10 protein-coding genes are annotated in these 11,805 nt (G+C 66.3%); 2 read left to right on the forward strand and 8 right to left on the reverse strand.

Annotated elements, in window-relative coordinates:
- Positions 1 to 324: 324 nt before the first annotated feature.
- The gene (gene adhP / locus ACKI1H_RS04010; RefSeq protein ID WP_038803792.1) at positions 325 to 1,359 is read left to right on the forward strand and encodes an alcohol dehydrogenase AdhP; all 1,035 of its coding nucleotides are present in this window, start codon (positions 325 to 327) and stop codon (positions 1,357 to 1,359) included.
- A gap of 116 nt (positions 1,360 to 1,475) precedes the next feature.
- Here the strand turns inward: adhP and ACKI1H_RS04015 are convergent, their stop codons facing one another.
- The 4 genes from ACKI1H_RS04015 to ACKI1H_RS04030 form a co-directional block, all read right to left on the reverse strand.
- The gene (locus ACKI1H_RS04015; protein ID WP_440467707.1) at positions 1,476 to 3,902 is read right to left on the reverse strand and encodes a TonB-dependent siderophore receptor; all 2,427 of its coding nucleotides are present in this window, start codon (positions 3,900 to 3,902) and stop codon (positions 1,476 to 1,478) included.
- 114 nt (positions 3,903 to 4,016) lie between these two features.
- Positions 4,017 to 5,021, reverse strand: a complete 1,005-nt coding sequence (locus ACKI1H_RS04020) for a FecR family protein (RefSeq protein ID WP_138523188.1) — start codon at positions 5,019 to 5,021, stop codon at positions 4,017 to 4,019.
- Positions 5,018 to 5,605, reverse strand: coding sequence for an RNA polymerase sigma factor (locus ACKI1H_RS04025; RefSeq protein ID WP_440467708.1), 588 nt, complete (start codon positions 5,603 to 5,605; stop codon positions 5,018 to 5,020). Before ACKI1H_RS04025 ends, ACKI1H_RS04020 begins: the two co-directional genes overlap by 4 nt.
- Positions 5,606 to 5,724: 119 nt before the next feature.
- Positions 5,725 to 6,639, reverse strand: a complete 915-nt coding sequence (locus tag ACKI1H_RS04030; protein WP_045214108.1) for a LysR substrate-binding domain-containing protein — start codon at positions 6,637 to 6,639, stop codon at positions 5,725 to 5,727.
- A 211-nt stretch (positions 6,640 to 6,850) separates the two neighbouring features.
- Here ACKI1H_RS04030 and ACKI1H_RS04035 point away from each other — a divergent pair, with 211 nt between their 5' ends.
- Positions 6,851 to 8,275 carry an aspartate ammonia-lyase gene (locus ACKI1H_RS04035; protein ID WP_440467709.1) on the forward strand — a complete coding sequence of 475 codons (1,425 nt, stop codon included), beginning with the start codon at positions 6,851 to 6,853 and terminating at the stop codon, positions 8,273 to 8,275.
- Between the two features lie 483 nt (positions 8,276 to 8,758).
- Here ACKI1H_RS04035 and ACKI1H_RS04040 read toward each other — a convergent pair whose 3' ends face one another.
- The 4 genes from ACKI1H_RS04040 to etfA all read right to left on the reverse strand — a co-directional run bounded on the left by ACKI1H_RS04040 (position 8,759) and on the right by etfA (position 11,687).
- On the reverse strand, positions 8,759 to 9,055 hold the full coding sequence (locus ACKI1H_RS04040; RefSeq protein WP_138523192.1) for a cell division protein ZapA: 297 nt from the start codon (positions 9,053 to 9,055) through the stop codon (positions 8,759 to 8,761).
- Positions 9,052 to 9,282, reverse strand: a complete 231-nt coding sequence (locus ACKI1H_RS04045; protein WP_138523195.1) for a hypothetical protein — start codon at positions 9,280 to 9,282, stop codon at positions 9,052 to 9,054. Before ACKI1H_RS04045 ends, ACKI1H_RS04040 begins: the two co-directional genes overlap by 4 nt.
- Positions 9,283 to 9,579: 297 nt before the next feature.
- The gene (etfB, locus tag ACKI1H_RS04050) at positions 9,580 to 10,356 is read right to left on the reverse strand and encodes an electron transfer flavoprotein subunit beta (protein ID WP_138523197.1); all 777 of its coding nucleotides are present in this window, start codon (positions 10,354 to 10,356) and stop codon (positions 9,580 to 9,582) included.
- A gap of 98 nt (positions 10,357 to 10,454) precedes the next feature.
- A complete protein-coding gene (etfA, locus tag ACKI1H_RS04055; RefSeq protein WP_440467710.1) occupies positions 10,455 to 11,687 on the reverse strand; it encodes an electron transfer flavoprotein subunit alpha in 1,233 nt (410 codons plus the stop codon).
- Positions 11,688 to 11,805: the final 118 nt, after the last annotated feature.

The raw sequence follows: 11,805 nt of genomic DNA on the forward strand, positions 1-11,805 counted from the left end.
GCGCGTCAGAAACCAACAAGCCACGCTCGTCGGAGGCGTGGCTTGTACGTGGCCAAACCGGCGGGCAGTGCCGGCTTGAAGGCGGCGCAGTATACCGCAAAGGATGTGGCGCAGTGCACTGGGCATGACCGTTGGTCCCGATTTCGTCATTCCGACACCGGCAAGGCCTGCGACGATCTCGGAAGATACTTCGCAAGACCATTCGCAGGAGACAGGGAAAAAGCTTGCCGCAGCTCAAGATGGCCTAGGCTCAGAGGCTCAGACTCGTCTGACACGAACCTGCCCGGACGGGGCAGGTCCCTCACCCTTCAAGGAGCGAGCGCAATGTCCACGACCCTGCCCACGACCATGAAAGCCGCTGTCGTCCACGCCTTTGGCGAGCCACTGCGGATCGAGGAAGTCAAAGTCCCACTGCCCGGCCCCGGGCAGATCCTGGTGAAGATCGAGGCCTCCGGCGTCTGCCATACCGACCTGCACGCCGCCGAAGGTGACTGGCCGGTGAAGCCCAGCCTGCCGTTCATTCCCGGCCATGAAGGCGTCGGCTTCGTCGCTGCCGTGGGTGCCGGCGTGACCCGCGTGAAGGAAGGCGATCGCGTCGGCGTACCCTGGCTGTACACCGCCTGCGGCTGCTGCGAGCACTGCCTGACCGGCTGGGAGACTCTCTGCGAGAGCCAGCAGAACACCGGCTACTCGGTGAACGGCGGCTATGCCGAATACGTGCTGGCGGACCCGAACTATGTCGGCATCCTGCCGAAGAATGTCGGCTTCACCGAGATTGCGCCGATTCTTTGCGCAGGCGTCACGGTCTACAAGGCACTGAAGGAAACCGAGGCACGCCCTGGCCAGTGGGTGGCGATCTCCGGCATCGGTGGCCTGGGCCACGTCGCCGTGCAGTACGCCAAGGCCATGGGCCTGCACGTGGTGGCCGTGGATGTCGACGACGCGAAGCTGGAACTGGCGCGCAAGCTCGGCGCCAGCCTGACCGTCAATGCGAAGAAGGAAGACCCGGTCGAAGTGGTGCAACGCGATATCGGCGGCGCCCACGGCGTGGTCGTCACCGCCGTGTCCAACAGTGCCTTCGGCCAGGGCATCGGCATGGCCCGCCGCGGTGGCACCGTGTCGCTGGTCGGCCTGCCGCCGGGCGACTTCCCCACGCCGATCTTCGACGTGGTGCTCAAGGGCCTGCACATCACCGGCTCCATCGTCGGCACCCGCGCGGACCTGCAGGAAGCCCTGGACTTCGCCGGCGAAGGCTTGGTGAAGGCCACTGTCGCCGCCGGCAAGCTGGATGACATCAACGCCATCCTTGATCGGATGCGTGCCGGGCAGATCGAAGGGCGGATCGTCGTCGAGATGTAAGCGCACCAGGCTCTGCGCAGGATGGCGTGGAGCGCAGCGATACCCATCAATGGCGGCGTTGGCTGCATGGGTATCGCTGCGCTCCACCCATCCTACAAAAGCGTCCGGCCTCAGCCTCAGAACTCTACCGTCGTCGAAATCTCGAACTGCCGCGGCTCGCCGACGGCGACGTAGAGGTTGTTCGCCGCCGACGGGTAGTAGGTGCGATCGAACAGGTTCTTCACGTTGAACTGGAAGCCGACGTTGTGGCCACCGAGCTTCGTGTCGTAGCTGGCGAAGGCATCGGTGACGGTATAGGACGGCAGCTCGAAGGAGTTGGCCGGGTCGCCCGCGCGCTTGCCGACGTAGCGCGGGCCGCCGCCCAGGCGCAGGTTGTCGCCGCCGAAGATCGAACCAGCGTCATACACCGCTGCCAGCGAGGCCGTTTCCTTGGCCACGTTCTGCAGGCGGTTGCCTTCCAGCTCCGGGTCTTCGGTCACTTCCGCGTCCAGCCAGGCGTAGCTGCCGATCAGGCTCCAGTTCTCGGTCAATTGCCCGGTCACGTCCAGCTCCGCGCCATAGGAGCGCACCTTGCCGGCGGTACTGACGCGGCTGTCGCCGTTGGCGTCGAGCTGGGTGACCATCACGTTGCGCTTGCGGATATCGAAGAACGCCAGGTTCGCGGTCACGCGACCGGGGATGTCGAGCTTGCCGCCGATCTCCCAGGAGGTCGCCTCTTCCGGCTGGATCGCCGAGTCGATCACCTCGCCGGTAGACAGCGGCGCGATGGTGGAGTTGGGCTTGAACGACTGGGTGTAGCTGCCGTAAAGCGACATCTCGTCGTTGATCTTGTAGATCACCCCGGCGCGCGGCACCCACTTCTGCCCGCTGATGTCGGTATTGGCCTTGAACGGCCGGCCGCGCCCGGCGTACTGGTCGTACATCTGGTAGCGCCCGCCGGCGACGAGGATCCAGTGGTCATCCAGGTGCCAGGAATCCTGCAGGAACAGCGAATCGCTGCGCAGCTTGTCGGTCTGGTCGCTGTCACCTGAGCTGACCGCCGTGGCCGGGGAAATCTGCCCGTAGACCGGATCGAGGTAGTTGAAGGTGGTGTTCTTCGTGTCGCGGATCAGGTCGGCGCGGTAGATCTTGCGCTTCTCACTGTCGATGCCGAAGGTCAGCTCGTGGCGAAAACCGCCCAGTTGCAGGTCGCCGTTCAGGCCGGCAGTGGCGAAGCTGTCGCTGCTCACCGCGCCACGGGTCGCGTCGGTACGGCGGGTCAAGGTGCCGTTGCTGTTGACCTTGGTGACGCGGGCCTGATTGTCGTCGTAGGTCTCGCGGGTCCAGCCGTAGGCGAAGTGCGCCTTCCAGGCATCGTCGATGCGGTGCTCGACGTCCAGCCGGGTCAGGTCGGAGCGGCCCTCGGTGATGTTGAACGGCTCGTCCAGGCGGCGCGTGCGCGGAATATCCAGCGGCTTGTTGGTACGCGGGTCGATGGCAGTGCCACGGTCGAACGGCGTCTTGAACTCGCGATGTTCGTAGCTGAGGTTGACCGTGGTGTCCTCGCCGAACCACGCCAGTGAGGGTGCAACCAGCGTTTCGCGCTGCTGACCGAAGTTGCGCCAGTAGTTCTCGTCCTGGTGATCGACGATCAGCCGGTAGGCCAGGTTCGTCTCGCCCAGCGGGCCGGTGGTGTCGATCTGCGCACCGCTGCCCTGCTTGCCATGGGCATAGGTCGAGCCACGCAGGGTGACGGCGTTGTACTGCTGCAACTGTGGCTTCTTGCTCACCACGTTGACCACACCACCCGGGTCCTGGATGCCGTAGAGCAGCGAAGCCGGGCCCTTGAGCACTTCGACATGATCGGCAGTGGCGGTGAGGTTGCGGCCCAGCACAGAGGGCAGCCCATCGCGCATGATCGAGCCGTCGCGGTTGTCACCGAAGCCGCGCTTCATCACCGCGTCCTGGGTGCCGCCGAGGGTGTTGGCCTGGGTCACGCCACTGATGTTGCCCAGCGCGTCGTCGAGGTTGCGCGGCTTCTGGTCGCGCAGCGCCTGGGCCGGCACGGTGACGATGCTCTGCGGGGTTTCCAGCACCGGCGTGTCGGTGCGGCCGATGGAGGCCACTGGCGCCGGCTGGTAGCTGGTGGAGGCGGCCTGCCCGGTGACAGTGGTGTCGGTGAGACTGAGGGTGTCGGCCGGCAGACGCTCCAGGGTCAGGGTGCGGCCGTCGAGGGCGCGGAAGCGGTAGCCGGTACCAGCGAGCAGACGGTTCAGCGCGTCGTTGGCGCTGAGCTGGCCGGAAACCGCCGGGGCCTTGAGGTCGTAGGGTGCGTCATCGGTGTAGACCACGCTGAGGCCGGTCACCCGGCTGAACTCGCTGAGCGCCTGGGGCAGCGGCTGGGCCGCGATGGAAAAGCCGAACCGCGCCTGCAGTGTCGGGCTGGGCGCCGCCTCTGCGGCCAGCGCAACCGAATCCTGGGCGGCGGCCAGGGCAGCACCGAGCACGAAGGCGGCGAGCGGTTTCAGGGACAGTTCGGGGACAGCGCGGCGCAGCGGGGTCATCGGGGGCTCACTTGCTCGAAAGGTCGATTACACATGCGAATAAATCGCATTCATGACCACTACACGGAGCAGCCGCCTCGGTACCTCATCCCTTTTCGAAAATATTTTTCGCGCTCAGCGAATCAGCACGAAGCGCCCAAGCAGCGGCTGCTGGCGGAAGCCCACCACCGCCTGCAGCGAATCCAGCGCGGCCTGCGGGTCCGCGCTGCGGAAACTGCCGCTGACCCGGCGCTGCGCCAGCTCTTGATCGAGCAGCACGATGCGCCCCGGGTAGTAAGTGCCCAGGCGCTCCAGTACCTCGCCCAGCGGCGCGCGGTAGAAGGTGAGCCAACCCTGGCGCCAGGCCAGTGCAGCCTGGGCATCGGCGGGCTGGGCCTCGCCCAGTCTGGTGCCGTCGATGCCGACGCGCTCGCCCGCGCCGAGCACCACTTCCGGCGCGCCCGCCGCGTGGCTGCCACGCACCGAGACGCGGCCTTCGGCGACGGTGACACGGGTCTGCTCACCCAGGCGACGGACTTCGAATTCGGTACCCAAGACCCGCGCCTCGCCTTCACCGGCACGCACCACGAAGGGCCTGGGCAGATGCTTCACGGCAAAGGAAGCGGCGCCGCGCAACAACTCGACGCGGCGTTGTTCGCCGTCCAGGGAGACGGCGATGGCGCTGTCGGCGTCCAGGGTCAGGCGCGAGCCGTCAGCCAGGGCGATTTCCTTCACCTCGCCCGGTGCGCTGACATAATCGGCGGAGAAGTCCGTCAGCCAGTTAGCCGGCTTCCACCAGCCACCCGCCCAGAGCATCAGCAGCAGGCAGGCGGCGCTGGCCAGCGGGTAGGTCCAGCGTCGGTGGTTACTTTGCGGGCGACGAGACGCGGGGCGGTCCATCGCGGCCAGATAGGCGCTCAATGCATCGCCCTCTTCCGCCGCCAATCGCTGCGCCGGCGTGGCACTCGCCTGCCAGAGCGCATCGACTTCGGCATAGGCACGGGCATGTAGCGGGTCAGCCGACAGCCACGCCTGGAAGGCGCCCATCCACGCGCCCCCGCCGGCGTCGTTCAGACGCAGCAGCCACTGGCGCGCCTGGCGCTGGGCGTCCTCGGGCGAGGTGGCAATATCGGGCTTCATCGGTCGGCGGCTCCACGGCGAGTAGCCGGCGCGGCAAGTTCGAGACTCGCCTTGCAGGCATCGAGGGCGCGCATCATATGTTTTTCCACCGCGCTCTGTGAAAGCCCCATGGCCGTGGCGATCTCGCCGTAGGTGCGGCCGTGCACGCGGCTGAGCAGGAAGATATGGCGGGTGCGTTCGGGCAACTGGCGCAGGGCACTTTCTACGAGGTCGAGTTCGGCTCCGGCCTGCACCGCCTGTTCGGGCGATGGCTGCGCATCGTCGTCATCCGGCAGCAGCGCGCTCAGGGTGCGGCCGCGTGAGTCCTCACCGCGCAGGTGATCAATGGCGAGGTTGCGCGCACTGCGCAGCAGGTAGCTGCCGAGCTCTTCCACCGGCGCCTGCGGACGCTTCCAGAAGCGCAGGAAGAGGTCCTGCACCAGGTCCGCCGCGGTGGCGCGGCAGCCGACGCGGCGCTGCACCAGGGCTTCCATGCGCGGGCGCTGGGAGAGGAACACCTGCAGGAAATCCTCGCGCGGCAGCGATTCGGCGGACGCCGGGGCGTCCGCCGCGCAGGGCTCGGCCGGGCGGTCGGAATGGGACATCGGGGGTGCGTGCTCGCCAGCGGTCCGCACCGAAGCCGGCGCGAGGGGAAGACCCTGGAAAGTCGCAAATGATAATGCTTATCAAATAAACGGAACAGCCCCGATCGTCCGCCTCGCCCTCAGGGCGTCTCGTCCAGCCCCAGGCCGCCTTCCAGCTTACGCCACAGCAGGCGAATCTGCGCCTTGCGCACCAGGGCGCAGCGGTACAGGCGGATTTCCTGCGGGACGATCCAGTGCGGGCCGCCGCACAGCGCCAGCTCGCCGCGCGCCAGCTCGGACTCCATGCTCAGGCGCGGCACCCAGGCCACGCCCATGCCTTGCAGGGCCATGCTCTTCAGGCTGTCGGCCATGGCCGTCTCATAGACGGTGGTGTAGCGCAAGTTGCGCTGGCGCAGCAGCAAGTTGACCCCGCGACCGAGAAAAGCGCCGGCGCTGTAGGCCAGCAGCGGCACACTCTGCCCACTGTCGAGGTCGTAGAGCGGCACACCGGCGGAGTTCACCGCGCACACCGGCAGCATTTCGGTGCGCCCCAGGTGCAGCGAAGGGAAGACTTCCGGGTCCATCTGCAGGGCGGCGTCCGGGTCATAGAAGGCCATCATCAGGTCGCAGCCGCCTTCGCGCAGCAGGTGCACCGCTTCGCCGACGTTGGTCGCCACCAGGCGGCTGGCGATGTTCAGGCCCTCGGAGCGCAAGCGCGAGATCCACGCCGGGAAGAAGCCCAGCGCCAGGGAGTGCGCGGCGGCGAACTGCAGCACCTCGCCCTGCCCACCTTCCAGGTGGTGCAGATGGCGTACTACCTGGCCCAACTGCTCGACCACCGCGCGGGCGGTGACCAGGAACAGCTGGCCGGCCTCGGTCAGCTCGATGGGCGTGCGCTGGCGGTTCACCAGCGTCAGTCCGAGGGCATCCTCCAGGCTACGAATGCGCCGGCTGAACGCTGGCTGGGTAACGAAGCGCTTTTCAGCGGCCTGGGAAAAACTGCGGGTGGTGGCCAGGGTGCTGAAGTCTTCCAGCCATTTGGTCTCGAGGTTCACGTCAACTCCAACGCGGTCACGCGCTGATCGATTGGTCAGGAGCCGGGCGCGCGTAGCACAGTCATACGCTCGCCGTCATCAATTCGTCACAGGGTACATTATGCCGTTCGTGCATGAGGCAGCCTTTAACAGCATTGGCCGACGAAAGGCGAAAACCCTAGTCTACCGGGCATCGCGGCACTGGCCGTGTTTCCCTGAGACAATCCCCGTCATGTCCCCTGTTGCATCGTTCCGCATCGAGAAAGACCTCCTCGGCACCCTCGAAGTACCTTCTGACGCCTACTTCGGCATCCAGACCCTGCGCGCTGTGAACAACTTCCGCCTTTCGGGCGTGCCGCTGTCGCACTACCCGAAGCTGGTCGTAGGCCTGGCGATGGTCAAGCAGGCGGCAGCTGATGCCAACCACAAGCTTGGCCACCTGTCGAACGAGAAGCACGCTGCCATCAGCGAGGCCTGCGCCCGCCTGATCCGTGGCGACTTCCACGACCAGTTCGTGGTGGACATGATCCAGGGTGGCGCCGGCACTTCCACCAACATGAACGCGAACGAAGTGATCGCGAACATCGCGCTGGAAGCCATGGGCCATGCCAAGGGTGAGTACAAGTACCTGCACCCGAACAACGATGTGAACATGGCGCAGTCGACCAACGACGCGTACCCGACCGCCATCCGCCTGGGCCTGCTGCTCGGCCATGACACCCTGCTGGCCAGCCTCGACAGCCTGATCCAGGCCTTCGCCGCCAAGGGCGTCGAGTTCGCCGGCGTACTGAAGATGGGCCGTACCCAGCTGCAGGACGCGGTGCCGATGACCCTCGGTCAGGAATTCCACGCCTTCGCCACCACCCTGGGCGAAGACCTCGACCGCCTGCGTCGCCTGGCGCCAGAGCTGCTGACCGAAGTGAACCTCGGCGGCACCGCCATCGGCACCGGCATCAACGCCGACCCCGGCTACCAGAAGCTGGCCGTCGAGCGCCTGGCGCAAATCAGCGGCCACCCGGTCGTCCCGGCCGCCGACCTGATCGAAGCCACCTCCGACATGGGCGCCTTCGTGCTGTTCTCCGGCATGCTCAAGCGCACCGCGGTCAAGCTGTCGAAGATCTGCAACGACCTGCGCCTGTTGTCCAGCGGCCCGCGCACCGGCATCAACGAGATCAACCTGCCGCCGCGCCAGCCGGGCAGCTCGATCATGCCGGGCAAGGTCAACCCGGTGATCCCGGAGGCCGTGAACATGTGCGCCTTCGAAATCATGGGCAACGACCTGGCGCTGACCATCGCGGCCGAAGGCGGCCAGCTGCAGCTGAACGTGATGGAGCCGCTGATCGCCTACAAGATCTTCGACTCGATCCGCCTGCTCCAGCGCGCCATGGACATGCTGCGCGAGCATTGCATCACCGGCATCACCGCCAACGTCGAGCGCTGCCACCAGCTGGTGGAGCACAGCATCGGCCTGGTCACCGCGCTGAACCCGTACATCGGCTACGAGAACTCCACCCGCATCGCCAAGATCGCGCTGGAGACCGGCCGCGGCGTACTGGAACTGGTTCGCGAGGAGAAGCTGCTGGACGAAGCCACCCTGGCCGACATCCTGCTGCCGGAAAACATGATCGCCCCGCGCCTGATTCCGCTGCGCGCCTGATCATCCGCCCGGCGCGAGCCGGGCACGTCTCACCGGTTGAGGGGGAGTATTCCTCCCTCACCTTTCAGGGATTGGTTACCCCCGATCCCTTCTTTTATGCCCGGCGCGGCGGACTTGTCCGAAGCGCCACGTCTCACCGGTTGAGGGGCCTTCCGGCCCACTCTCCTTTAGAAGGGACACCGCTTACCCCGGTGTCCCCTTTTTTTTTGCCTGTGATTTACCAACGGCTGCCGGGACCGCAGAGCCCATAGCCGCCTGCAATAATCCGCCGGCGCCACGCCGGGCACGACGGCGGATAACGCTGCGCGTTATTCGCCCTACAAGTCTCTTTCTAGAATTCCTGTCGTGGCGGGATGATCTCTGTAGGAACGAGGGGGACACCTTCGTTATTGCTCACGAACACACTTTCATACCCGGCAATGCCGGTGCAGAAGAGGTTCGCGAGCGAGCTCGCTCCTACAAAGAGAAGATCCGGTGCGGAGATCAATCCTGCCGTTGCAGGTGATCGAGAATCCGCCGGTTGAGGGCGGCGATACGCTCCACGGCGTCCGCCTCGTCGCACTCCTCGTCCTGCGCGCCGAGCTGGCGGGCACAGAGGTTGAGCGCGGAAAGCACCATCAGCTCATTGCTGGTGACGTAGGGGAATTTCTTCTTGCTGGCGGTGATCTCCGCCTGCAACAGCGCGGCCGCGTCCTGCAGCCGGCGCTCTTCACCGGCCGGCGCCCGGACGCTGTAGTCGCGCCCGAGGATTCGCAGGACGCGGACGCCGTCGCCACTCATGCGTGGGTGCGGCTGTCGCTGACGCGGCGGATCAGCGCCTGCAGGCGGGTGGCCGTGGCGTTGTGCTTCTCTTCCTGTTCCATCAGGGACAGCTGCAGGCTGTCGTTTTCCTCACGGGCCTTGAGCAGTTCTTCACGCACAGTGGCGTTGTCCTGCACCAGCACTTCGTTCTGCTGCAGCAGTTCGGCGACCAGTTGTTCAAGCTGTTCGAGGGTGGAATCGAGCATGGGAGCCTCCGCAAAGCCTTTCAAAGGGTGCGGAGGATAAAGAAAGGGGCGCGGCGGGGCCAGCAGAAACGGGAATCTTCTGACAAGCAGTATGCTGTCAATTCAATAGCTTACGAGATAATTCTCGTGTTATTTCAATAATTTCCGACCACCCGTGTAATTTCGACCGGAAATTCGCCATCAAGGTTCGCTGCCGCGCCGATGGTGAAGAATCCTGTAGGAGCGAGCTTGCTCGCGAACAACCTCCTCTGCGATGCATGGTTCGCGAGCAAGCTCGCTCCTACCAAAGCCATGAGGTCAGACGCGGATCACACCTTCCTCTCGCAGCAGCTTGAAAATCGCCTCGGCACCCGCTTCGGGCGTGACGTCCTTGAGCACCTGCCCGGTGCCGCCGGAAGCCTTGGCGGTGGCCGCCTTCATACGCTCGGCACCGGTCTTCGCCTTGATCACCTTCAGGCGCTTGGGACGTGGGCGAGCCGGTTGCAGATTGCCTTCGGCCAGCAGCGGGTCGTCCACCACTTCCACTTCGTGAGCCTCGAGATATCCCCGGCGCGCCGGGCCGAAAGCGCTCTGGCGTGCCACCGGAGCGGCGTTGTCGACGCTGGCGACGAAGGGCAGGCGCACCTTCAGCCGGCGGCGCTGGCCACGGGGCAAGGCCTGCAGCACCTGGGCGCTGCCGCCCTCCACCTTCTCCACTTCCGCCAGGCCAACCACCAGCGGCCAGCCCAGACGCTCGGCCAGCAGGAATGGCAGCATGCCGGAGCCTTCGCCGGTTTCCGCCTGGGTGCCGGTGAGAACCAGTTGCGCATCGCTGTCGCCCAGATAGGCCGCCAGCGCCGGCAAGGCGTCAGCGCCAGCGGGCTGTTCCAGCACCGCCAGCTCGTCCAGGCCCATGCCGAGGTAGCCGCGCAGCGCTTCTTCTCCTGCGTCGCCGGCATGCACCACGCGCAGGCGCTTGCCGGCGAGGCTCATGCCCAGCTCTACCGCGCGGGCATCCTGTTCAGCGCGGCGCGCACGGCCGGACGCCGGGTGGGCGCCGATGGAAACCAGGGCGACGATGTTCATGTCATTCATCAGACACCTCCGGAACGGTGTAGGAGCGAGCTTGCTCGCGAAGCTTTTGGCTGGGCAGGTTCGCGAGCAAGCTCGCTCCTACGAAGAGCAGTCCAGGTTCAGGCCGCATCGCGCGCTGCTCCATTGCGATGCGCTTCGGCCAGGGCCATCAGTGCCTTGAGGATCGCCGTGGAATCGCCGATCACCGAGAGATCGGCGCGTTTGATCATGTCGCAGCCCGGGTCCAGGTTGATCGCCACCACCTTGTCGCAGGAGCCGATGCCCTGCAGGTGCTGGATCGCCCCGGAAATGCCGACCGCCAGATAGACCCGCGCGGTGACCCAGGTACCGGTAGCACCGACCTGGCGGGCGCGCGGCATGTGGCCGTCGTCCACCGCCACGCGAGACGCGCCTTCGGTGGCACCGAGGGTGACGGCGGCGCGGTGGAACAGGTCCCAGTCCTTCACGCCATTACCACCGGAGAGGATGAATTCCGCTTCGGCCATGGGAATCTGCGCCGGGTCCACGGCCACCGGGCCAAGGTCTTCGATGCGCGGGATGTTGCGCGCGACGCTGGAATCCAGTTCGACCGCACGGGCTTCATGGCGGGTTTCACTCACCGGCTCGGCGCACTCGGCGGCGGCCAGGATCAGGCGTGGCAGCTCGCGGTGCAGGTCCTGCTGGCCAGCGCCCGCACGGCCGACGCAGCGCTCACCTTCGGCCTGCCAGACGCGGGTCGCCGGGCGTTCGCCCAGGCTCGCGGCCAACCGGCGGCCCAGCTCGCCGCCGCCGCTGCGGCTGTCGGGCAGCAGCCAGTGGCGCGGAGCGAACTGGCTGTTCGCCGAACGCAGCGCCAGCACCCGTTGTTCCGGGGCGTAGCCGTCGTACTCATTGCCTTCGACCTGCAGCAGACGGTCGATGCCAGCTGTGTCGAAGGCGCTTTCCTTGTGCTCGCCGAACACCACGGCCAGCACCGCGCCGTCACTACCGGCAAGCTTGCGAGCCAAGCCCAGCAGATCGCGGTCGTGGCTGGAAAGGCGGCCGCCGACCATGTCCGGCACCACGGCGATGAAGAACGCCGGTTGCTCGAGGGTTACCAGCGGCAGCTGCACCACTTCCGGCGCGCTGCTGCGCTTGCCACCGGTGCCCTGCTGGCCACCGGAGCGGTCGATTCGTTTGACGCCATTGGGGCCGATGAAGCCGACCGCATGGGGATTCTTGCGGACCACACCGTTGGGGCCCATCCAGCGGGTTTCGCCGCCCTGGGCCGACTGCATCGCCGCGTGCAGCGGGTGCAGGCGGTTGCGGGCGATCCATTCGGCGCGCGGGTCGCGGCGGATGATGTCGCTCATGACTGGGTCTCCAGGGCGAACAAATTCTGTGCAGGAGCGAACGTGTTGGTATTGACGCTCGGGCTACCCTCCCCCCCCGCCCTCTCCCTGAAGGGAGAGGGCGCTATCCGTGCTGCCC

Origin of the sequence: Pseudomonas sp. YH-1 (assembly GCF_051990045.1) — a bacterium.
Taxonomy (GTDB): Bacteria; Pseudomonadota; Gammaproteobacteria; order Pseudomonadales; family Pseudomonadaceae; genus Pseudomonas; species Pseudomonas nicosulfuronedens.

What these genes read in the sequence shown, in the direction of transcription:
- adhP (WP_038803792.1), top strand. Translation starts at nt 325, where the DNA reads ATGTCCACGACCCTGCCCACGACCATGAAAGCCGCTGTCGTCCACGCC.
- ACKI1H_RS04015 (WP_440467707.1), bottom strand. Translation starts at nt 3,902, where the DNA reads ATGACCCCGCTGCGCCGCGCTGTCCCCGAACTGTCCCTGAAACCGCTC.
- ACKI1H_RS04020 (WP_138523188.1), bottom strand. Translation starts at nt 5,021, where the DNA reads ATGAAGCCCGATATTGCCACCTCGCCCGAGGACGCCCAGCGCCAGGCG.
- ACKI1H_RS04025 (WP_440467708.1), bottom strand. Translation starts at nt 5,605, where the DNA reads ATGTCCCATTCCGACCGCCCGGCCGAGCCCTGCGCGGCGGACGCCCCG.
- ACKI1H_RS04035 (WP_440467709.1), top strand. Translation starts at nt 6,851, where the DNA reads ATGTCCCCTGTTGCATCGTTCCGCATCGAGAAAGACCTCCTCGGCACC.
- ACKI1H_RS04040 (WP_138523192.1), bottom strand. Translation starts at nt 9,055, where the DNA reads ATGAGTGGCGACGGCGTCCGCGTCCTGCGAATCCTCGGGCGCGACTAC.
- ACKI1H_RS04045 (WP_138523195.1), bottom strand. Translation starts at nt 9,282, where the DNA reads ATGCTCGATTCCACCCTCGAACAGCTTGAACAACTGGTCGCCGAACTG.
- etfB (WP_138523197.1), bottom strand. Translation starts at nt 10,356, where the DNA reads ATGAATGACATGAACATCGTCGCCCTGGTTTCCATCGGCGCCCACCCG.
- etfA (WP_440467710.1), bottom strand. Translation starts at nt 11,687, where the DNA reads ATGAGCGACATCATCCGCCGCGACCCGCGCGCCGAATGGATCGCCCGC.